Raw genomic sequence first — 20,195 nt, forward strand, 5'->3', positions numbered from 1 at the left:
CTCGGACATCGATGTGGAGGGCATAGCGGTATATGACAGCGGTCGGCGACAAGACTCACCTCAGCATCGAGGACCACGGGTACCACAAGAGTCTCAAACCGCGTCAGCTCCAGATGATCGCCATGGGCGGTGCCATCGGAACCGGTCTGTTCCTCGGTGCGGGCGGTCGGCTGGCGAGCGCGGGACCAGGACTTTTCGTTGTCTACGCGGTGTGCGGTGTCTTCGTCTTCTTCATCCTGCGCGCGCTCGGCGAACTGGTGCTGCACCGGCCGTCATCCGGTTCGTTCGTCTCCTACGCCCGCGAATTCTTCGGTGAGAAGGCCGCATTCGTCGCCGGTTGGATGTACTTCCTGAACTGGTCGATGACCGGAATCGCCGATACCACCGCGATTGCTCAGTATTTCCACTACTGGGCCGGATTCAGCCATATTCCGCAGTGGCTGCTCGCGCTCATCGCGTTGGTGATCGTGCTCGGGGTCAATCTGGTCTCGGTCAAATGGTTCGGCGAGATGGAGTTCTGGGCCGCGCTGGTGAAGGTGACGGCGCTGAGCGCATTCCTGATCATCGGCACCGTATTCCTGATCGGCCGATTCACCGTGCAGGGTGCGGCAACCGGTCCGAGCGTTGTCACCGATCACGGCGGACTGTTCCCGACCGGGATCCTGCCGCTGGTCGTGGTCACCTCCGGTGTCGTATTCGCCTATGCCGCAGTCGAACTGGTGGGCACCGCGGCGGGGGAGACGGAGCATCCGGCCAAGATCATGCCGCGCGCGATCAATTCGGTCATCCTGCGGATCGCGGTCTTCTATGTCGGCTCGCTCGTACTGCTCGGGCTGCTGCTGCCCTACACCAGCTACAAATCCGGTGAGAGTCCGTTCGTCACCTTCTTCACCATGCTCGGTGTGCCGGGTATCGGCAGCATCATGAACGTCGTGGTGCTCACCGCCGCCTTCTCCAGCCTCAACGCCGGTCTGTACTCCACCGGACGCATTCTGCGGTCGATGTCGATGAACGGCAGCGCGCCCAAGTTCACCGGGGTCATGGGCGGCAACGGTGTGCCCTACGGCGGCATCGTGCTCACCAGTCTGATCGCGCTGTGCGGCATCGCGCTCAATGGCGTCGTTCCCGAGCGTGCCTTCGAGATCGTGCTGAATATGGCCTCGCTCGGCATTATCGCCTCGTGGGCCACCATCGTGCTGTGCCAGTTGCAGCTGTGGCGCTGGTGGAAGCGGGGCAAGCTGAAGCGGCCCGAGTTCCGCATGTGGGGCGCACCGTGGACCGGCCTGCTCACACTGGCCTTCCTGTTCTTCGTGGTGGTGCTCACCGGCGTCGACTATCCGGTCGGCACCTGGACCGTCGCCTCGCTGGTGGTGATCGTTCCGGCGCTGATCATCGGCTGGTACGCCGCCCGCAAACGGGTACTCGCCATCGCGGCGATGCGCGGGGGCTACACCGGCGAATTCCCAGTTGTCGCGAACATCCCCATTGAAGGTGACTGATCTCGGAATAGACTCCGGTCATGTACAACTGGGATCTGCAGAACGCCATCGCTGCCTTCGTGGACAGCCTGCGCCCTGGCGCGCAGCAACAGCACGACATCTATATGTCGGTGCTGTACGCGTTCGTCGATATGCAGAGCCATCTGCTCACCCTCCTCGGTTTCCCCCCGGTCGCGTGAGGGTAGACGTCGAGAAGGCAACGGATCGCGGGTACAGCGCCCCCGATCCCCTCCGACTGGGCGCGGTGATCATCGGCGTCCTGGTCTTGGACGCCCTGATCACCCTGGCTCTGGAAGTCCTCTACCTGCCCACCTATATCGATACCGTCGCCTTCCCGCTGTCCGCGGTAGTGGCCGGTGTGGTGAATGTCCTGCTGGTCATGGGGGTCCGCTCGGTGACCCACCACGTCGGCGTGGCGCTACTGCCCCTGGGTGTGTGGACCCTCGGCTTTCTCGCCTGCTCGGTCACCGGACCCGGCGGCGACATCATGCTGGGAACCGATTGGCGCACGCTGCTTCTGCTGATCTGCGGCCTGGCCCCGCCTTTGCTGTACCTCTACTTCCGCATGAACGCCGGGCTGTTCGGTCGCTGAGCGATCCCGAATTTCTACGGCCGGGCCATCGGTATCGCGATATACCGTCAGAGCGCAACCCGGTGGTCAGTCCAGCCGGACCGCCAGTGAGGCGATGACGGCATCGGTGCGGGCGCGCATGGCAGCGGCCAGGACGGGTCCGCGCGGGTTGTGCAGGAGGCGGTGCCACCAGCGATTGGCTTCGACCTGGGCCAGGAGGACGGTGACCTGGCGACCCTTTCGGGTTTGGTTGCGGACATAGCCGACGAGGGTGGCGACGAGGCTGCGGCGGGGACTGGGGAGAACCATCAGCGGGACGCCGGGATCCCATTCCTTCCACTGGGCGCTCAGGCGACGCGTGGCGGCGGGGTCGATTTCGGCTGCCACGGCGACGATTTCACCGCCGAAGGCTCGTGCGGTGTGCAGGGCGCGGGCGGCGACCTCGCTGACCGCGACCACCGGGACCACGATGAGCATCGGTTCTTGATCCGGGGATTCCGGTGGCAGGAACGGGATTCGGCCCAGGCCGAGTTGTTCGGCCACGCTGCGGTAGTAGTTCTCGGTGCGCGCGGACAGGATGACCAATGCGGGCACGATGATCAGCAGCAGCCAGGCGCCCTCGGTGAATTTCTCGATGAGCAGGACCACGGCGGCGACCGCGGTGAGCACCGCGCCGAAGCCATTGAGCGCGGCGCGCGGGAGCCAGCCGGGTCCACGCTCTTCGCGCCAGTGCCGTACCAGACCGGTCTGGCTGATGGTGAAGCCGATGAAGACGCCGACCGCGTAAACCGGTAGCAGCCGGTGGGTTTCGGCATGGACCACAAGTAGCACGGTAGCCGCCAGGACGGCGAGGGCCGCGACGCCGTAGCGGAACACCGGGCGTTCGGAGCGCAATGCGAACAGGTGCGCGACGCGGTGGTCCTTGGCCAGCAGTGACAGCAGCACCGGCAGCCCACCGAAGCTGGTATTGGCGGCCAGGCACAGGGCGAGGGTGACGGCCAGGCTGGTGACGTAGAACGCCCAGCCCGTGCCGAATGCCGCCGCCGACAGTTGGGCGAGCAGGGTTACGTCACCGCGCGGCACCGCGTGATGACGACGAATCAGGAAGGCCAGACCGAGCAGCATCGTGCACAGCAATACGCCCAGGGCGATCTCGGTGTGCTGCGCCCGCCGTACCGCGGGAGTTCGGAACGACGGCACCGCATTGGCGATTGCCTCGACACCGGTCAGCGCCGAGCAGCCCGCGGAAAATGCCTTGAGCAGCAATAGGATTCCGACGGTATCGTACGGCACGAACGGGCCGAGATCGGTGCCGATCACCGCGACGGGTGTCGGGCGGAACAACCCGACCGCGATCACCGCGAGTATCGCGACAATGAACAGAAATGTCGGCCCCATCAGCACTTTCGCCGATTCGGCCACCCCGATCAGATTGATCACGGTCAGCAATGCGAGTCCGGTCAGCGTGAGCAACAGCAGATGATCGGCCAGTACCGGAAACGCGCTGGCCAAACTGGCCGCACCGGCGGCGAGACTCACCGCCACGGTCAGCACGTAGTCGACCACCAGACTCGCCGCCGCGAGCAGACTGGCGCCGCGGCCGAGATCCTTCTTCGCCACCGCATAGGACCCGCCGCCGTCCGGATGTACGGCGATAACCTGCCGATACGACAGCACCAACACCAGCAACAGCGCCGCGATCGCCAGCGACACGGGCAGGGTCCAGGACACCGCCGCCGCACCCGCCGCGACGAGCACCAGCACGATCGCCTCGGGCCCATACGCCACGCTGGATAGCGCATCCAGCGACAACGCCGCCAAACCGCCGATTGCGGTCAGTCGATATCTGTCGCCCCGCTGCATTCGCCGTACCCGGCGATCGGCTATGGGTAACTCCCGGGTCGGCGATATCGGGGTCTGGACCACGTCAACCATTGAACTCGGCGTGGTGCTGGCAATCGATCAGCGACACAATGTGAGTCGGGCCGAACAGACGGATCGGCTGCGTCGCGCCTTATTCTCGAAGTGAACAGTCTCAGACACCGAGGTACGGAGCAGTAATGGAACGGCGCATGATCGGCGAACTCGTCCAGGTGCCAGCCGGGGCGATACACGTTCGACAGGACGGTCCTGCCGATGGCAAACCCATTGTCTTGCTGCACGGATTCGAGGGTTCGGTGCACTGGTGGGATGGACTGACCCCGCTACTGGCCGACACCTACCGGGTGATCCGGATCGACCTGCTCGGATTCGGTTGCACCACAGCCGAACCCGGATTCGATCAGCGCTCACAGAGCGAAATGCTCACCGCGGTGCTGGAGCGGCTCGATGTCGCCGACGCCACCGTGATCGGACATTCGTGGGGCGCCGACAGCGCGCTCGGGCTCGCGGAACTGTCCGGTCGGGTCAGCGAGGTGGTCGTCGTCGATCAGGCCCCGGACTGCGCAGAACTCCGGATTCTGCGGATTCTGCGTCCGGTGCTGCGGCTGCTCGGCTGGGCGCCGGTCGGGCGCTGCGCGCATGCGCTGCTGAACAACAACTGGATTCTGCGGCGCGCGCTCGGTGCCGGATTCGCACCCGGATTCGATCCGGCTGCCGCCGCGCCGGGCTGGGACCAACTGCGCTCGGATCACCGCGCCATGTCCTGGCGCGCCAACCGAGCGGTCCTGGTGGAACGCCCACAGGAGCTGGCGGCATGGCCGCTCGATGCGCAGATCCGCGCTCTCGGCCTGCCCGCCTTGGTGATTCACGGTCGACACGACAGCCTCTATGGTTGGCGCAATACCGTCGACCGATACGCCGCCGCGGGCGCGCACATCGAGCTGATCGACACCGCGGGCCATTCCCCCAATGTGGAAACCCCCGACCAGGTCGCCGCCGCACTGCGCGCCTTCCTCGTCGATCCGACCGTATCGCGTTCGGCCGCAAGCTGATTCAGCGCGTGCCGAGGCGCCCGGGCGTCGCGGATTCGATGAGTTCCCAGGCCTGTTCGAGCGGAATATCGACGACGTGGTAGCGCTTCTTGCCCGCCGCGGTGGCGGCCACCACGGTGGCGATGCCGGAGCGGCGCTGCCAGAAGGATTGGCGGACGGTCCAGCCGATAATGCCGGGAGCCTCCAAACAGTCGCGATCGCGGTCGAGGGAGCCGGAGCGGGTGATCAGCCAGGCCGGGCTGTGCTCGGTCGCGGGCAGAACGGCGTGGCCGAGTCCGCGGTAGCGGTCCGCAGCCAGCGCCGCGGCGATCAGGGCCGTGAGCGCGGGTAGCAGCCACCACCACGGTGAAAAGTCCACTCCGGTCAGGGAAAAGATCAGCATCGCGGCCGCGCCGATCAGGATCGGGCTCAGCGCGCGGGTGTACCGGCGGCGGCGGGCGACCGGACCGTGCGCGACCAGCGGTGCGGTGCTCACCGTCGCGCCCTGGCCGGTCACTGATTCTCGTGGTAGCGCACGGTCTTTCGTAGTACTGGCCGGCGGGAATTCGGTAGTCGAAATGTCACCGGTTGCGCGGTCCGGCGATGCAATGCCCGCTCGGGCGATTCGCGACGCCGCGATATCGGGCGACTCGGCACCTCGGGGCACGAGCAATTCCGCAAGGGTGCGTTCGATGGCGGCACGCGGTGCCTGCGGCAGGATCTTCTGGCGTGGGCTCTGACCGGTCATGATGGCCTCGAGTTCGGCGGCACCGGCCAAGCGCAGCAGCAGCGGTTCGTTGACGGTCGCGCCGCGGAAGCGGGCCAGATCCAAAGTGATCTGCCGGGTCGTGAACAGGCCGTGGCGCAGGTGCAGGGTGCGGTCGTTATCGAGCACCCGCAGCCCGAAATACGTTGCCAGATAACGCGCGCAGGCCGCCAGGCTGACGATCACCACGATGGCGAGGATGAGCAGCGCGATGGCGACGGCGATGAGCGCGGCACTGCCGTCCTCGATGCTGTGCACCGCGTCCGAACTGAAAAGTACCTGGCCGAATCCGTATTGGAAGGTGACACCGACAATCGGTGCGATGATCGCGAAACCGGTCAGCGACAGCGGCGCGTAACGCACCCAGCTCGCCTGCCAGTGACCGATCTCGCGGACGTTCCCGGACGCGTATTCCGGCAGACCTTTTCGCAGCGGATCCACGCTCTCCTGCGCTGCGGACGACACCCTGGCCGAGGTATGTGCGAGCAAAGCCGCCCGCAACGGTGGCACCGCATCCGCGTCCAACGCGTCCAACTTGAACTTCTCGCTCGAATCCGCGTGCTGCCCGGTGCCTATCGCCAGCACGGCGAGTCCGAGCACCCGATGCAGCAGATCGGCTTCGATATCCACCGACCGGATCCGCGACCGCGGCACCGACAGCTTCTTGCGCTGGATCAATCCGGTGCGCAACTCCACATGCGTCGGCCCGACCCGGTAGGTGGTGGTGAACCAGCGCGTCAGCGCGAAGCCGACGATCAGCGCCAATGCGATGAGGCCCCACAAGTGGTTGCCGGTATTGGTACCGAGGATCACCGATCCGATCAGCACCGGGATGAACTTCACCACCTCGGTAACGGGGTGTACCAACAACATTCGCTTATCCAGCCGCAGCCACGGCTGATCCGCGCCCGGTCCGATGCCGTTGTCCGGCATGCTCATGCCTGCGCCTCGCTGACGCTCGGCTCCGGCACGAGCGTGCGCTCGGCTGTGTCTGATGTTCGCTCGCTCATGTCGCATCCCCGCGGTGCTGTGCGGCAATCGCGGTCAGCCGCGTGACGGTCTGTTCGGCGACCGGCAGATCCAATGCCGAGATCCGCACCGCTCCGGCCGATGACGCCGTCGTCACGGTCACCGTCGCCAGCCCGAGCAACCGCTCCAGTGGCCCGCGCTCGGTATCTACGGTCTGCACCCTGGAGATCGGCGCCACCCGGCTCTCCACCGCCAACCACCCGACCCGGGTATACACCGCCTCATCGGTCACCTCCCACCGATGCACCGCGTACCGCCACAGCGGCACTACCCCGATGCTCAGCCCCGCCAGCAGCACCGCCGCCGCGAAGACGACCAGTTGCGCACCCCGGTGACCGGCATCGACCAGCGTCCAGACGATCAGCGCCACGAAGGGAACCATCCACCCCATCGCGGCCTGAACAGACCACAGGAGCTTGGCCTTGGTGCTCGGACGCCAGGCCGGATCGGCCATGATCGTGCGCGACTGCGACATGCCTGCCATGGTTGCACGCGCAAGCAGGGTTTCCCACCCTCGCACCGAGCGGGCCGGCCGCCGCCGATGCGATCATGAACCACCGCAAAACCGCCTCGGCCAGGGCGGGAATACATTGGCTCGGGAATTCGGAATAGTGCGCGCAACCCGGGAGTTGGCAACGGTCACGAGCACTGGAGGGAGACAGCCCAGGATGTGTAGCGCATGATCGAGGGCGTGACCGAGCTAGCGACCCCGAGCGTCCCGCCCGCACCGCCAACGCCATCGGCAATGCGCCGTGCGCTGCGGCGGGCCCGCGATGGCGTGACACTGAACGTGGACGAGGCGGCCGTGCTGCTGCACGCGCGCGGTGACGACCTCGTCGACCTGTGTCGCAGCGCCGCCCGGGTGCGTGATGCCGGACTGGAATCGGCGGGGCGGCCGAAGACGATCAGTTATTCGCGCAATGTCTTCATCCCGTTGACCAGGCTGTGTCGGGACAAATGCCACTACTGCACCTTCGTCACGGTGCCGGGCAAATTGCGCGCCGAGGGCAAGGGCATGTTCCTGGAGCCCGACGAGGTGCTCGATATCGCGCGCCGCGGTGCGGCGCTGGGCTGCAAGGAGGCGCTGTTCACCCTCGGTGACCGGCCCGAGGACCGCTGGCCGGAGGCCGCGCAGTGGCTCGACGAGCGCGGCTACGACTCCACGCTGGACTACCTGCGCGCGGTCTCGATCATGGTGCTCGAGGAGACCGGCCTGCTGCCGCATCTGAATCCGGGCGTCATGAGCTGGGCGGAGATCTCCCGGCTCAAGCCGGTCGCGCAGTCGATGGGCATGATGCTCGAGACGACCGCGACCCGGCTGTTCACCGAGAAGGGCAACTGCCACTACGGAAGTCCGGATAAGGATCCGGCGCTGCGGCTGCGCGCCATCACCGACGCGGGTCGGCTGTCGGTGCCCTACACCACCGGCATTCTGGTCGGCATCGGCGAGACGCTGACCGAGCGGGCCGAGTCGATCATGGCGATCCGCAAGCAGCACAAGGCATTCGGACACATCCAGGAAGTGATCATCCAGAACTTCCGCGCCAAGGACGACACCGCCATGCGCGACGTTCCGGACGCGGGTATGGAGGAATTCCGCGCCACCATCGCGGTCACCCGACTGCTGCTCGGACCCGATGTGCCGGTGCAGGCGCCGCCGAATCTGGTGTCGCACGGGGAATGTCGCGCCCTGATCGACGCGGGCATCGATGACTGGGGCGGTGTCTCGCCGGTCACCCCCGACCATGTGAATCCGGAACGGCCCTGGCCGAATCTGGATACGCTGCGCGAGATCACCGAGGCCGCGGGCTATCAGCTGGTCGAACGCACCTCCGCGCATCCGAAATATGTGCGCGCGGGCAATCCGTGGGTCGATCCGCGCATCGGCGCGCATGTCGCGGCGCTCACCGATCCGAAGACCGGTCTGGCGAATCCGGATGCGATTCCGGTGGGCCTGCCCTGGCAGGAACCGGACGAGTCATGGGAGTCGGCGGGCCGCGTCGATCTGAACACCTCGATCGACACCGAGGGCCGAAATACCGAGAGCCGCAGTGACTCCGCGCTCGGCCAGGATGTGGTCGGCGCCTTCGGCGACTGGGACACCATCCGCGAACAGGCCCGCGATCTCGCGGTGGCGGCACCCGAGCGGCTCGACTCCGATGTGCTCGCCGCGCTGCGGGCCGCCGAAAGCGATCCGGCTGGCCTCACCGACGCGGAATACCTCGCGCTGGCAACGGCGGAGGGGCCGGCACTGGAAGCCGTCGCGGCACTGGCCGACCAACTGCGCCGCGATGTCAACGGCGATGAGGTCACCTATGTGGTGAACCGGAACATCAACTTCACCAATATCTGCTACACCGGTTGCCGCTTCTGCGCATTCGCCCAGCGCAAGGGCGATGCCGACGCGTTCACCCTGAGCATGGACGAGGTCGCCGACCGCGCCTGGGAGGCGCATGTCGACGGCGCGACCGAAATCTGCATGCAGGGCGGTATCGACCCGGATCTGCCGGTCACCGGCTATGCCGATCTGGTGCGCGCGATCAAGCAGCGGGTGCCCTCGATGCATGTGCACGCGTTCAGCCCGATGGAGATCGTGAACGGTGCCTCGCGCGGCGGCCAGAGCATCCGCGATTGGCTGGTCGCGCTGAAGGAAGCCGGACTGGACACGATTCCGGGCACGGCCGCGGAGATCCTCGACGACGAGGTCCGCTGGGTGCTCACCAAGGGCAAACTGCCGACCTCGGCCTGGATCGAGGTGATCACCACCGCGCATCAGGTCGGGCTGCGCTCCAGTTCCACGATGATGTACGGCCACGTGGACAATCCGAAGCACTGGGTCGGACATCTGCGGGTGCTGCGCGGAATCCAGGACGAGACGGGCGGTTTCACCGAATTCGTGTTGCTGCCGTTCGTGCATCAGAGTTCGCCGCTGTATCTAGCGGGTGCGGCGCGACCGGGACCGACCATCCGGGACAACCGGGCGGCGCACGCCCTGGCGCGGATCATGCTGCACGGCCGTATCGACAACATCCAGACCAGCTGGGTGAAACTCGGTACCGCGGGTACTCGGACCATGCTCAACGGCGGCGCCAACGATCTGGGCGGTACGTTGATGGAGGAGACCATCTCCCGCATGGCCGGGTCCCAACACGGGTCCGCCAAGACCGTCGCCGAACTCACCGAGATCGCCGATGGCATCGGCCGTCCGGTGCGCGAGCGCACCACCACCTACGGGGTGCCGCAACGGAAGATCTCCGCGGCGCTGCCACTGTCGGTGGGCTAGCGGCACCGGGGCCGTACCGGACTCGCGGTCGTCGCGCAGCGTCGATTCGCAAAGACGCGGATGCAAGGGGTGTTTCGTATCCACCGAGTGGCGTGCGGAACAAAGTTAGTTAGGGCAGGCTGACCAGGAGTAGCCTGAGCTGCCGGGATAGTGTGACGCCGGGCGGAGTATCCCCGTGAGGACAGACTAGGAGAGCGGCAGTGCCGTACATCATCGCTGAACCGTGCGTTGACGTGAAGGACAAGGCATGCATCGAAGAATGCCCCGTGGACTGCATCTACGAGGGCGGTCGCATGCTGTACATCCATCCCGACGAGTGCGTGGACTGTGGTGCATGTGAGCCGGTGTGCCCGGTGGAGGCGATCTTCTACGAAGACGACACCCCGGATCAGTGGAGCGGATACGTGAACGCCAATGTCGACTTCTTCGACGAGCTGGGTTCGCCCGGCGGCGCGACGAAGGTCGGCAAGGTGGATTACGATCCGCCGTTCATCAAAGAGCTGCCGCCGATGGCGAGTGAATGAGCTCTGAGGTGTCACCGCGTCACCGCGACGGGAGCGACGGCCGCGGAGGAGGCAGCCTGCGTAAGGTCAGTGCTCTGCTGCCCGACTTTCCCTGGGACACCATCGCGGCGGTGAAGGCCAAGGCCGCCGCGCATCCGGACGGAATCGTCGACCTGTCGGTCGGCACTCCGGTCGATCCGGTGGACCCGCTGATCCGTGCAGCATTGAGTTCGGTCGCCGAGGTACCCGGCTATCCGACCACGCACGGCACCCCGGAGTTGCGCGCCGCGGCGGTCGATGCGCTGAAGCGGCGGTACGGGATCACCGGTCTGGACCCGGCCGCGGTATTGCCGGTGATCGGCACCAAGGAACTCATCGCCGGGCTGCCGCGGCTGCTCGGCCTCGGCGCGGGCGATCTGGTCGTTATCCCCGAGGTCGCCTACCCGACCTACGAGGTGGGCGCGCTGCTGGCCGGTGCGCAGGTGGTGCGGGCCGACGGGCTGACCCAGTTGGGTCCGCGCTCGCCCGCCCTTATCTACGTGAACTCACCGTCGAATCCGACGGGGCGGGTGCTGGGCGTCGAGCATCTGCGCAAGGTGGTGCAGTTCGCGCGCGAGCGTGGTGCGGTGGTCGCCTCCGACGAGTGCTACCTGGGCCTGTCCTGGGAGGGGCATGCCGTCTCGATCCTGGATCCCGAGGTGTGCGACGGCGACCACACCGGCCTGCTCGCGGTGCACTCGCTGTCGAAGACCTCGAATCTGGCCAGCTACCGCGCCGGTTTCGTGTTCGGCGATCCGGAACTCGTCGCCGAAATGCTCGAGGTGCGCAAGCATTCCGGGATGATGGTGCCGTTCCCGGTCCAGGCGGCCATGGCCGCCGCACTCGGTGACGACAACCATGAGGCGCAGCAGCGTGAGCGCTACCGTGCGCGTCGTGAGGTACTGCGAAAGGCCTTGCAACAAGCCGGTTTTCGCATCGATCACTCGGAAGCGGGCCTGTACCTGTGGTCCACCAGGGGCGAGCCGTGTCGCACCACCCTGGAGTGGCTGGCCGAGCGCGGCATTCTGGCCGCCCCCGGCGACTTCTACGGACCGGGCGCGGGCGAGTACGTGCGCATCGCACTCACCGCCACCGATGAGCGCATTCGGGCCGCGGCACAGCGGCTGAGCTGAGTCCCGCCGACACGGCCGGCGATCGCGCCCGACGACCCAGGAACGGCGATAGCCTGGTGTATGGACTCTGTCACGGTAGTCCCTATCCCTGGTAACGAGCCGGTGCATTCCTACGCGCCGGGCAGTCGTGAGCGGGCGCTGCTGATCGCCAAGCTCACCGAGATCGCCGCCGAATCCATCGATATTCCGCTGGTCATCGGTGGTAAGCACCGGCCGGGCATCGGGGCTCGGCACGATATCGTCGCCCCGCATCGGCATCGGCAGGTGCTCGGCACCTACACCGATACCACCCACTCCGAAGCCCACGGCGCCATCGAGGCCGCTATCGCGGCGGCACCCGGCTGGCGGAACATGGCCTTCGACGAGCGGGCGGCCATCTTCCTGCGGGCAGCCGATCTGCTGTCCGGGCCGTGGCGCGAGACGCTCGCCGCCGCGACCATGCTCGGCCAATCCAAGACGGTCCAGCAGGCCGAGATCGACGCTCCGTGCGAACTGGTCGACTTCTGGCGCTTCAATGTGTCCTTCGCGCGCCAGATCCTGCAGCAGCAACCGCAGTCGAGTGCCGGGGTGTGGAACCAGATGGACTATCGCCCGCTGGAGGGGTTCGTCTACGCGATCACGCCGTTCAACTTCACCGCGATCGCCGGGAATCTGCCCACCGCGCCCGCACTGATGGGCAACACCGTCGTGTGGAAACCCTCGCCCACCCAGACGCTCTCGGCGTTCTATACGATGCGGCTGCTCGATGCGGCCGGATTGCCGCCCGGTGTCATCAATATGGTGACCGGCGACGGTGTCGAGCTATCGGAGGTCGCACTCGTCGATCCGCGACTGGCTGGCATCCACTTCACCGGATCCACCAGGACATTTCAGTTCCTGTGGTCGCAGGTCGGCACGAATATCGGCCGCTACCATTCCTATCCTCGGTTGGTCGGTGAGACCGGCGGCAAGGACTTCATCGTGGCGCATCCGTCCGCGGATCCGGACGCCCTGCGTACCGCGCTGATTCGCGGCGCCTACGAATATCAGGGCCAGAAGTGCTCGGCGGCTTCGCGCGCCTATATCGCGCGCTCGGTGTGGCGCACGATCGGTGACGACTTCCTCCAGCTGGCCAGGGAACTCACCTACGGTGACGTGGCGGATCTGACGAATTTCGGTGGGGCGCTGATCGATCGGCGCGCCTACGACAAGAATGTCGCCGCCATCGAACGGGCCAGGTCGGCGGGTATCGCCATTGCGGCGGGCGGCGAATACGACGACAGCGAGGGCTGGTTCGTCCGGCCGACCGTTCTGCTGGTGGACGATCCACGCGATGACGCCTTCGCCACGGAATACTTCGGCCCGATCCTCGCGGTGCACGTCTACGACGACGCCGAACCCGGCTCCTACGCCGCGGTGCTCGCCGAGGTGGAATCGGCCGCGCCCTACGCACTGACCGGCGCGGTCTTCGCCCAGGATCGCAATGCCATCGAACAGGCTTCGGCCGCACTGCGATTCGCCGCGGGCAACTTCTATGTCAACGATAAGCCGACCGGTGCGGTGGTCGGTCAGCAGCCCTTCGGCGGTGCGCGCGCCTCGGGCACCGACGATAAGGCGGGCTCACCGCTGAATCTGCTGCGCTGGGTCGCGCCACGCACGATCAAGGAGACCTTCGTGCCGCCGGGTGATCACCGGTATCCGCACATGGAGTCGGAATGAATCCACCAGTGGTACGGCTTATCTGACCCGTCGTCTGGCCGAACGTCCGGCTGATCTCACGTTCTTTCCGCGCGCTGGTCAGCAAGTCCTAGACCAGCGGCTTGCCGAGCCGATGCCGCCTGCGCATATCCCAGAGGTAGAGATTCATCGGAAAGAGCCTGGCCTGCTTCGGAAGTCGACGGTGTACGGCGCCGATGACCCGCAGCAGCCGGTTCGCGAAGCGTTCCTGACGGGCACTCCAACGCATCCGCATCTGGCTGCGCAGGTGCGGCGGCAACAGGCTGGTCACGAAGAGTCGCTGCAGCGGTGCGAATATCCGCAACGGCCGGGACACCATCTTCAGATCGATGAGATCGTCGAGGTATGCGCGGGTGCGCGTATCGATGGTCTTGGTCGCCAGATTGGTATCCCAATACTCCTGGAACGCCTTTCGGTCGGCGGGCCACATCTCCGGCCGCATCTGCAGGGTGGTGCCGAGTCGAGCCGCATACTGGTAGAACACCTCCGCGGTGTCCTCGTCCATCGGTCCGTGTAGTCGCTCCTCCAGATCGACTACGCCCCAATACAAACAGGCGGCGACCCACAGTTGCAGCTTGGGGTCGAAGGCGTTGTATTCGACCGCGGCACCGGGCTTGGAATGCACCGCACGATGCGAGCCGTTGACGGCTTCACGGTAGATCGCGCGGTCGTATTCGGTGCCCATCAACGCGACGGCGAGATAGGTCAGCGTGGTGCGCATCCGCTTCCACGGGTGCACATCGATCCGGCCGGATTCGACCGTGCTCTCCATGACGCCGTAGCCGACGGGTCGCAGGCTCAGCTGCATGATGACATTGGCCGTCCCGCCGAGGAAGGCCGCTACGCCGCTCCAGAACCGGTCCATGGCGAAGTCGTCGACGGTGCCATAGCGGCAGGTTGCGACGGGATCTGGTGGCTCGGCGCGCAGGGGCAAGGTCATCGTTGGCCTCGGCTTTCCGGGTCGATCAGCGGCAAGAGAAATCGATGAGAAGGTTGAATAACAACCTTCTCATCGACTCGATAGCCTGTCAAACGATCCCGCTACACGAGCGGTTTACCCAATCGGATGCGCCGGCGAACGTCGAACAGGTAGGCGTTGATCGGGAACATCCGCAGCTGCCGCGGCAGCCGGGTGTGCACCGCCGAGATCGCCCGCAGCAGCCGATCGAATCGGCGCTGATCCCGCTCGGTCCAGGTCATCCGCATTTCATTGCGCACATGCGGTGGCAGCAGGCCGGTTACGAGGAACCGCTGGAGACGGGCGAAGGTGAACCGAATCGGCCGCGGCAGCATCTTCAGGTCGATGAGATCGTTGAAGTAGTCGCGCAGGTCGGGCTCGATGCCGCGCTCGGGCAGGTTCTCATCCCAATACCGTTGGAACTGTGCGCGATCGGCGGGCCACATCTCCGGACGCATCTGCAGTGTGGTGCCGAGCCGGGCGCAGTACTGGTAAAAGGCTTCGGCCACAGCGGGATCCATCGGACCATGCATGCGGGTGTAGAGATCGTCGATGCCCCAGTAGAGACAGGCGGCCACCCAGAGTTGCAGGGTGGGATCGAAGGCGTTGTATTTCACGGGGCTCGTCGAGGTCGAGCGGACCGGGCGATGCGACTCGTTGACCGCGTCCCGGTACTGCGCGCGCTCCTGTTCCGAGCCCAGCAGCGCGACCGCGAGATAGCTGAGTGTGGTACGCAGTCGTTTGATCGGGTGCAGTGTGACCTTGCCGCTGTCGACGGTGCTCTCCAGTACGCCGCGCCCGACGGGGCGCAGGCTCAGCTGCATGATCACATTGGCGGTGCCGCCCAGGAACGCCGCGAGTCCGTCGATATATTCGACAACGGTCTCCGAAGTGATGGGTGCGACGGCAGTGGGGCCGGAAGTCGTCAGGTAATCGGTGCGGAGTGGTTCGGTCATCGTTGACCTCGCCTTTCTGTGGCCGCCCCGGTGACGGACAGCGATGAGAAGGTTCGGCATAGACCTTCTCATCGCGTCGACGTGCTGTCAATCACGCTTTCCCGGTGTTCGGGGGCGGCGGCGGCTGATGGCATGCGATGCTGACGGTGTCATCGTGTCAGGGGATAGGAATAGGGTGGGAAATTATGGCGAGTCTGACCAGACTGCTGGCCCTAGTGCGCAGCACCGGCCCGGAGGACCGCAATCAGTCGCGGGTACTGGACGCCGCCCTGCTGGCGTTCCTGGATTTCGGTATCAAGCGGACCAGCATGGTGGAGGTCGCGCGGCGGTGCGGCCTTTCGCTGGCCACGCTCTATCGGCGCTTCGCCAGCAAATCCGATCTGATTCAGGCGGTCGGGATGCGGCAGGCGCGCCAGTTCGTCGAGGAGGTGGACGCGGCGCAGCAGCGGCAGGTCGATCGCGATGCCGGCGCCGAGGCACAGATCGTGGAACTGTTCGTCGCGTTCCTGAACGGATTGCGCGGCAATAAGCTGCTCGAACGATTGTTGAAGACCGAGCCGGAGGTCGTGCTGCCGTATCTCACGGTCAAGGGTGCGCCGATCCTCGAGCTCGGGCGCGACTACCTGGCCGAATTCATTACCCGGCTGCAGGACGAGGGCAAACTGCCCGATTACGACCCGGAGCCGCTCGCCGAGATGATCGCCCGGACGGCGCTGTCATTGGCGCTGACGCCACAGACGGTGCTCCCGCTCGACGATGACGCGGCGATCCGGAAGTTCGCCCGCGACCATGTGGTCGTTTCGTTCCGGCTGTAGCTCACCCACCCCGTCGGCTCCGTGATCACACCAGGCGCAGTCCGAACCGTCTGCGCACGCGCATGTCCCACAGGTAGGCATTGATCGGAAACATCCTGGCCTGCTTCGGCATTCGCGCGGTTACCGCACCTATGGTGTGCAGGATCGCGGCCAGGATCCGATCGTCGCGCGCGGTCCAGGTCATACCCATCTCGTCGCGCAGATGTTCGGGCAGCAGGCCGGTGACCACGAATCGGTGGAATCGAGCGAAGGGCAGGCGGGCGGGCAGCGGGAGCATCTTCAGGTCGATGAGTTCGTTGAAGTAGTCGCGGATCGCGGGATCGATCGTGGTTTTCGCGAGCTGCTCGGTCCAGTACTCGTCGAACGCGGCGCGGTCGCTCGGCCACAGCCCCGGAGGCATCTGCAGGGTGGTGCCCAGTCGGGCGCTGTAGTAGTAGAACGCCTCGGCATCGGTGTCGCACATCGGGCCGTGCATGCGCTCGTAGATATCGCGGGCGCCCCAGTACAGACAGGCCGCGACCCAGAGCTGCAGCTTCGGATCGAAGGCGTTGTACTGCACCGGACTCGACGCGGTCGATTTGACGGTGCGATGCGAGGAGTTCACGGCGTCGCGGTAGGCGGTGCGTTCGTCTTCGGTGCCGAGCGTGGCGACCGAGAGGTAGGTGAGGGTGGTGCGCAACCGCTTGACCGGATGCAGCATGACCTTGCCGCTGTCGACGGTGCTCTCCAGCACGCCATAGCCGACCGGCAGCGTGCTGAGCTGCATGATGACATTCGCCGTGCCGCCGAAGAAGGCGGCGGCACCGTCGATGTACTGCTCGATATCGAAGCTGTTCCGGGCGTTCGGCGCTGGCTTTCGATGCGGACTGGTCATTACCGACCCCGTTCTCATCGTTGAGAAGGATATGGGTTAACACTCTCACCGCCTCACGGGTGTGTCAACCGTCATCAGGGCCGTCATGCGGCTCTCGAGGGGCAGCGTCGTGCGGTGCGGTCGCGCCGAAGTAGCGTGAGCGAATGTCGTTCGGTCCGCAGTTGCTGCTTCGTTCGCTCAACCCGCTCGCGGTCGCCGCGGGGGCGGACATCCCGGATGCCGTAACCATCGACGGGGTCACCTTGTCGCGCAGCGATTTGCTCGGCGCCGCGACATCGGTCGCCGAGCGCATCGCGCGCGCGGATCGGGTGGCGGTACTGGCCCGGCCGACCGTGACCACGGTGCTCGCGGTCGTCGGCTGCCTCATCGCGGGCGTGACAGTGGTGCCGGTACCGCCGGATTCGGGGACCGCCGAACTCGCGCATATCCTCACCGACTCGGGTGCGCAGGCCTGGCTCGGTGACGCGCCCGAGGGCTCGGAACTGCCGAAGGTGCCGGTGCGTGTGCACGCCCGCTCCTGGCATTCCTATCCCGAACCCGATCCGGCCACACCGGCATTCGTGCTCTACACCTCGGGAACCACCGGTCTGCCCAAGGGAGTCGTGCTCAACCGCGGCGCCATCGCCGCTGGGCTGGACGCGCTCGCCGACGCATGGGCCTGGACGCCGAATGATGTACTGGTGCACGGGCTTCCGCTATTCCACGTGCACGGGCTGATCCTCGGCCTGCTGGGGCCGCTGCGGGTGGGCAGCCCGCTGATCCACACCGGTAAGCCGACACCGCAGGCGTATGCGCAAGCTCGCGGCACGCTCTACTTCGGCGTGCCGACCGTGTGGTCGCGTGTGGTCGAAGATCCCGATGCCGCAAGGCGATTGGCTGACGCGCGACTGCTCGTCTCGGGCAGTGCGCCGCTACCGGTGCCGGTCTTCGAGCGGCTGCGTGAACTCACCGGACAGGCACCGATCGAGCGGTACGGGATGAGCGAAACGATGATCACGCTGTCCACCCGCGCCGACGGGGAACGCCGCCCGGGTTGGGTCGGTACTCCGGTCGCCGGCGTCGAGACCCGGCTCCGGGATGAGGCCGGCGCGGACGTTCCGCATGACGGTGAGAGCATCGGTGGTCTGCAGGTCCGCGGTCCGATGCTCTTCGACGGCTACTACAACCGGGCCGAGGCGACCGCCGAATGCTGGACCGACGACGGCTGGTTCAGGACCGGTGACGTCGCGGCCATCGATGCCGACGGCTTCCATCGCATTGTCGGCCGGGAATCGGTGGATCTCATCAAATCCGGTGGATACCGCATCGGCGCGGGGGAGGTCGAGACCGTACTGCTCGGGCATCCGCAGGTCGCCGAGGTGGCTGTGGTCGGGCTCCCCGATGCCGATCTGGGGCAGCGCATAGTCGCCTATGTGGTATTGCGCGGTGCCGCATCGGATTCCATCGAGAAGGACCTCATCGAACATGTGGCCGAGCAACTTTCGGTGCACAAGCGCCCGCGCGAGGTGCGCGTAGTGGATGCGTTGCCGCGCAATGCCATGGGGAAGGTGCAGAAGAAGCTGCTGGGCTGAGCGGCAGCGTCTTGACCTCAACATCAGTTCAGGTCCTACGGTCGCGACATGAGCGAAGCACTGACCTCCGAACAGATCGACTATCTGCACACGCAGCGACTCGGCCGATTGGCGACCGTGCGCCCCGATGGTTCGCCGCAGAACAGCCCCGTCGGCTTCCGCTATAACGCGGAACTCGGCACCATCGATATCGCGGGCTGGAATATGGGTAACTCCTGGAAATTCCGCAATATCGCCACCAATAACCGCGTCGCCTTCGTCGTCGACGATATCGCCTCGGTCCAACCCTGGCGCGTGCGCTGCCTCGAAATCCGCGGCACCGCAGAACAATTGACCGATGTGGACCCCTACATCCAGGGCGTCTCCCGCGAAATGATCCGCATCCACCCCACCCGAATCATCGCCTTCGGCTTAGAAGCTGGCGTCACCCACGCTTAGCGGTCTGTTTCGGAGCAACATTCGGCCCGGACTTCCGCTGACATGGTGGTCCGGATCGATCGAGCAACTGATCTCGAGTTATCCAGGCCAACTTGCCGCCCGCCCCGCCGCCTGGCCGCCGATGTCACTCTTGTCGCGCCTGAGTCCAGCGCCTACAGATTAGGAGAGGCGGACGAGCCGAGCTCAGTCGTTGGCGTGCAGGTCGGCGTTGAGTTCGATGCCGGTGCCCTTGCGGGGGACGACCTCGACGGCGCCGGTGGTGGAGTTGCGGCGGAAGAGCAGGTTGTTCTGGCCGCTGAGGGTGGCGGCCTTGACCACCGTGCCGTCAGGGGTGGTGACCTTGGTGCCGGCGGTCAGGTAGAGACCCGCTTCCAGCACGCAGTCGTCGCCGAGCGGGATGCCGAGGCCGGAGTTGGCGCCGAGCAGGGAGCGCTCGCCGATCGAAATGATGGTGGTGCCGCCGCCGGACAGCGTGCCCATGGTGGAGGCGCCCCCGCCGATGTCGGAGCCGTCGCCGACCACGACGCCCGCGGAGATGCGACCCTCGACCATCGAGGCGCCGAGGGTGCCGGCGTTGAAGTTCACGAAGCCCTCGTGCATGACGGTCGTGCCCGAGGCGAGATGCGCGCCGAGGCGAACCCGGTCGGCGTCACCGATGCGCACACCCGACGGCACGACATAGTCGACCATCCGCGGGAACTTGTCGATGCTGTAGACGGTGACCGGCCCGCGGGCGCGCAGCTTGGCGCGGGTCGCCTCGAAGCCCTCCACCGCGGCCGGGCCGTGGTTGGTCCACACCACATTGCTGAGCAGCCCGAACTGCCCGTCCAAACTCACCTCGTGCGGCTTGACCAGCCGATGCGAGAGCAGATGCAGCCGCAGGTACACATCGTGCGCGTCGATCGGCGCCGCGGACAGATCGGCGATCGTGGTCCGCACCGCGATCACATCCACCCCGCGCGCCTCGTCGAACCCGAGCAGTGCGGTGAATTCAGCAGGTGCCTCATCCAGCCGCTTCGTCCCCGTGTCACCGAACGCGCCCAACTCCGGATTCGGATACCAGGTATCCAATACGGTCCCGTCCGCGGTCACATTGGCGATACCGACTGCTGCTGCTCCCTGAATGCTCACG

General features: G+C 66.0%; 18 protein-coding genes. 11 read left to right on the top strand and 7 right to left on the bottom strand.

What is annotated here, in order from left to right; translation table 11 throughout:
- Nucleotides 1–32: 32 nt before the first annotated feature.
- Genes ACQP2D_RS07195 through ACQP2D_RS07205 form a run of 3 tightly spaced genes read left to right on the top strand, consistent with a single transcriptional unit; the run spans nt 33 to nt 2,091 of the window.
- Nucleotides 33–1,499 carry an amino acid permease gene (locus tag ACQP2D_RS07195; protein ID WP_433682927.1) on the top strand — a complete coding sequence of 489 codons (1,467 nt, stop codon included), beginning with the start codon at nt 33–35 and terminating at the stop codon, nt 1,497–1,499.
- A 20-nt stretch (nt 1,500–1,519) separates the two neighbouring features.
- The gene (locus ACQP2D_RS07200) at nt 1,520–1,678 is read left to right on the top strand and encodes a hypothetical protein (RefSeq protein WP_364383781.1); all 159 of its coding nucleotides are present in this window, start codon (nt 1,520–1,522) and stop codon (nt 1,676–1,678) included.
- The gene (locus ACQP2D_RS07205; RefSeq protein ID WP_433682928.1) at nt 1,675–2,091 is read left to right on the top strand and encodes a hypothetical protein; all 417 of its coding nucleotides are present in this window, start codon (nt 1,675–1,677) and stop codon (nt 2,089–2,091) included. Before ACQP2D_RS07200 ends, ACQP2D_RS07205 begins: the two co-directional genes overlap by 4 nt.
- A 66-nt stretch (nt 2,092–2,157) precedes the next feature.
- Here ACQP2D_RS07205 and ACQP2D_RS07210 read toward each other — a convergent pair whose 3' ends face one another.
- Complete coding sequence (locus ACQP2D_RS07210; RefSeq protein ID WP_433685564.1) at nt 2,158–3,996, bottom strand: APC family permease; 1,839 nt, start codon at nt 3,994–3,996, stop codon at nt 2,158–2,160.
- Nucleotides 3,997–4,130: 134 nt separating this feature from the next.
- Here ACQP2D_RS07210 and ACQP2D_RS07215 point away from each other — a divergent pair, with 134 nt between their 5' ends.
- Nucleotides 4,131–5,003 (top strand): alpha/beta fold hydrolase, encoded by an 873-nt coding sequence (locus ACQP2D_RS07215; RefSeq protein ID WP_433682929.1) that lies wholly within the window; start codon nt 4,131–4,133, stop codon nt 5,001–5,003.
- 1 nt (nt 5,004) lies between these two features.
- Here ACQP2D_RS07215 and ACQP2D_RS07220 read toward each other — a convergent pair whose 3' ends face one another.
- Both ACQP2D_RS07220 and ACQP2D_RS07225 read right to left on the bottom strand, forming a co-directional pair.
- Nucleotides 5,005–6,681 carry a PH domain-containing protein gene (locus ACQP2D_RS07220; RefSeq protein WP_433685565.1) on the bottom strand — a complete coding sequence of 559 codons (1,677 nt, stop codon included), beginning with the start codon at nt 6,679–6,681 and terminating at the stop codon, nt 5,005–5,007.
- Nucleotides 6,682–6,754: 73 nt separating this feature from the next.
- On the bottom strand, nt 6,755–7,252 hold the full coding sequence (locus ACQP2D_RS07225) for a PH domain-containing protein (RefSeq protein ID WP_433682930.1): 498 nt from the start codon (nt 7,250–7,252) through the stop codon (nt 6,755–6,757).
- Between the two features lie 204 nt (nt 7,253–7,456).
- On the opposite strand from ACQP2D_RS07225, the gene ACQP2D_RS07230 reads away from it, so the two are divergent.
- From ACQP2D_RS07230 to pruA, 4 genes are all read left to right on the top strand, one after another.
- Nucleotides 7,457–10,060, top strand: a complete 2,604-nt coding sequence (locus tag ACQP2D_RS07230; RefSeq protein WP_433682931.1) for a bifunctional FO biosynthesis protein CofGH — start codon at nt 7,457–7,459, stop codon at nt 10,058–10,060.
- Between the two features lie 200 nt (nt 10,061–10,260).
- The gene (fdxA, locus tag ACQP2D_RS07235) at nt 10,261–10,584 is read left to right on the top strand and encodes a ferredoxin (RefSeq protein WP_014987978.1); all 324 of its coding nucleotides are present in this window, start codon (nt 10,261–10,263) and stop codon (nt 10,582–10,584) included.
- Entirely contained in the window at nt 10,581–11,735 is a 1,155-nt protein-coding gene (dapC, locus tag ACQP2D_RS07240) for a succinyldiaminopimelate transaminase (protein ID WP_433682932.1), read from the top strand. Before fdxA ends, dapC begins: the two co-directional genes overlap by 4 nt.
- Nucleotides 11,736–11,795: 60 nt before the next feature.
- Nucleotides 11,796–13,433, top strand: coding sequence for an L-glutamate gamma-semialdehyde dehydrogenase (gene pruA / locus ACQP2D_RS07245; protein WP_433682933.1), 1,638 nt, complete (start codon nt 11,796–11,798; stop codon nt 13,431–13,433).
- A gap of 88 nt (nt 13,434–13,521) precedes the next feature.
- On the opposite strand, the gene ACQP2D_RS07250 is transcribed toward pruA, so the two are convergent.
- Both ACQP2D_RS07250 and ACQP2D_RS07255 read right to left on the bottom strand, forming a co-directional pair.
- Nucleotides 13,522–14,391, bottom strand: a complete 870-nt coding sequence (locus tag ACQP2D_RS07250; RefSeq protein ID WP_433682934.1) for an oxygenase MpaB family protein — start codon at nt 14,389–14,391, stop codon at nt 13,522–13,524.
- Nucleotides 14,392–14,492: 101 nt separating this feature from the next.
- A complete protein-coding gene (locus ACQP2D_RS07255; RefSeq protein WP_433682935.1) occupies nt 14,493–15,365 on the bottom strand; it encodes an oxygenase MpaB family protein in 873 nt (290 codons plus the stop codon).
- Between the two features lie 185 nt (nt 15,366–15,550).
- Here ACQP2D_RS07255 and ACQP2D_RS07260 point away from each other — a divergent pair, with 185 nt between their 5' ends.
- On the top strand, nt 15,551–16,180 hold the full coding sequence (locus ACQP2D_RS07260) for a TetR/AcrR family transcriptional regulator (RefSeq protein ID WP_433682936.1): 630 nt from the start codon (nt 15,551–15,553) through the stop codon (nt 16,178–16,180).
- A 25-nt stretch (nt 16,181–16,205) separates the two neighbouring features.
- Here the strand turns inward: ACQP2D_RS07260 and ACQP2D_RS07265 are convergent, their stop codons facing one another.
- Entirely contained in the window at nt 16,206–17,054 is an 849-nt protein-coding gene (locus tag ACQP2D_RS07265) for an oxygenase MpaB family protein (protein WP_433682937.1), read from the bottom strand.
- Nucleotides 17,055–17,197: 143 nt separating this feature from the next.
- Here ACQP2D_RS07265 and ACQP2D_RS07270 point away from each other — a divergent pair, with 143 nt between their 5' ends.
- Complete coding sequence (locus tag ACQP2D_RS07270; protein ID WP_433682938.1) at nt 17,198–18,625, top strand: acyl-CoA synthetase; 1,428 nt, start codon at nt 17,198–17,200, stop codon at nt 18,623–18,625.
- A gap of 48 nt (nt 18,626–18,673) precedes the next feature.
- Nucleotides 18,674–19,063 (top strand): PPOX class F420-dependent oxidoreductase, encoded by a 390-nt coding sequence (locus tag ACQP2D_RS07275; RefSeq protein WP_433682939.1) that lies wholly within the window; start codon nt 18,674–18,676, stop codon nt 19,061–19,063.
- Nucleotides 19,064–19,246: 183 nt separating this feature from the next.
- On the opposite strand, the gene dapD is transcribed toward ACQP2D_RS07275, so the two are convergent.
- Complete coding sequence (gene dapD / locus ACQP2D_RS07280; RefSeq protein WP_433682940.1) at nt 19,247–20,194, bottom strand: 2,3,4,5-tetrahydropyridine-2,6-dicarboxylate N-succinyltransferase; 948 nt, start codon at nt 20,192–20,194, stop codon at nt 19,247–19,249.
- Nucleotide 20,195: the final 1 nt, after the last annotated feature.

It is taken from the genome of Nocardia sp. CA-119907, assembly GCF_050955995.1.
Classification (GTDB): domain Bacteria; phylum Actinomycetota; class Actinomycetes; order Mycobacteriales; family Mycobacteriaceae; genus Nocardia.

Coding starts and splice junctions, on each gene's coding strand:
- ACQP2D_RS07265 (WP_433682937.1), bottom strand. CDS start 17,054: ATGACCAGTCCGCATCGAAAGCCAGCGCCGAACGCCCGGAACAGCTTC.
- ACQP2D_RS07275 (WP_433682939.1), top strand. CDS start 18,674: ATGAGCGAAGCACTGACCTCCGAACAGATCGACTATCTGCACACGCAG.
- ACQP2D_RS07255 (WP_433682935.1), bottom strand. CDS start 15,365: ATGACCGAACCACTCCGCACCGATTACCTGACGACTTCCGGCCCCACT.
- ACQP2D_RS07200 (WP_364383781.1), top strand. CDS start 1,520: ATGTACAACTGGGATCTGCAGAACGCCATCGCTGCCTTCGTGGACAGC.
- ACQP2D_RS07270 (WP_433682938.1), top strand. CDS start 17,198: ATGTCGTTCGGTCCGCAGTTGCTGCTTCGTTCGCTCAACCCGCTCGCG.
- pruA (WP_433682933.1), top strand. CDS start 11,796: ATGGACTCTGTCACGGTAGTCCCTATCCCTGGTAACGAGCCGGTGCAT.
- dapC (WP_433682932.1), top strand. CDS start 10,581: ATGAGCTCTGAGGTGTCACCGCGTCACCGCGACGGGAGCGACGGCCGC.
- ACQP2D_RS07220 (WP_433685565.1), bottom strand. CDS start 6,681: ATGCCGGACAACGGCATCGGACCGGGCGCGGATCAGCCGTGGCTGCGG.
- ACQP2D_RS07215 (WP_433682929.1), top strand. CDS start 4,131: ATGGAACGGCGCATGATCGGCGAACTCGTCCAGGTGCCAGCCGGGGCG.
- ACQP2D_RS07225 (WP_433682930.1), bottom strand. CDS start 7,252: ATGTCGCAGTCGCGCACGATCATGGCCGATCCGGCCTGGCGTCCGAGC.
- ACQP2D_RS07260 (WP_433682936.1), top strand. CDS start 15,551: ATGGCGAGTCTGACCAGACTGCTGGCCCTAGTGCGCAGCACCGGCCCG.
- ACQP2D_RS07195 (WP_433682927.1), top strand. CDS start 33: ATGACAGCGGTCGGCGACAAGACTCACCTCAGCATCGAGGACCACGGG.
- ACQP2D_RS07250 (WP_433682934.1), bottom strand. CDS start 14,391: ATGACCTTGCCCCTGCGCGCCGAGCCACCAGATCCCGTCGCAACCTGC.
- ACQP2D_RS07230 (WP_433682931.1), top strand. CDS start 7,457: ATGATCGAGGGCGTGACCGAGCTAGCGACCCCGAGCGTCCCGCCCGCA.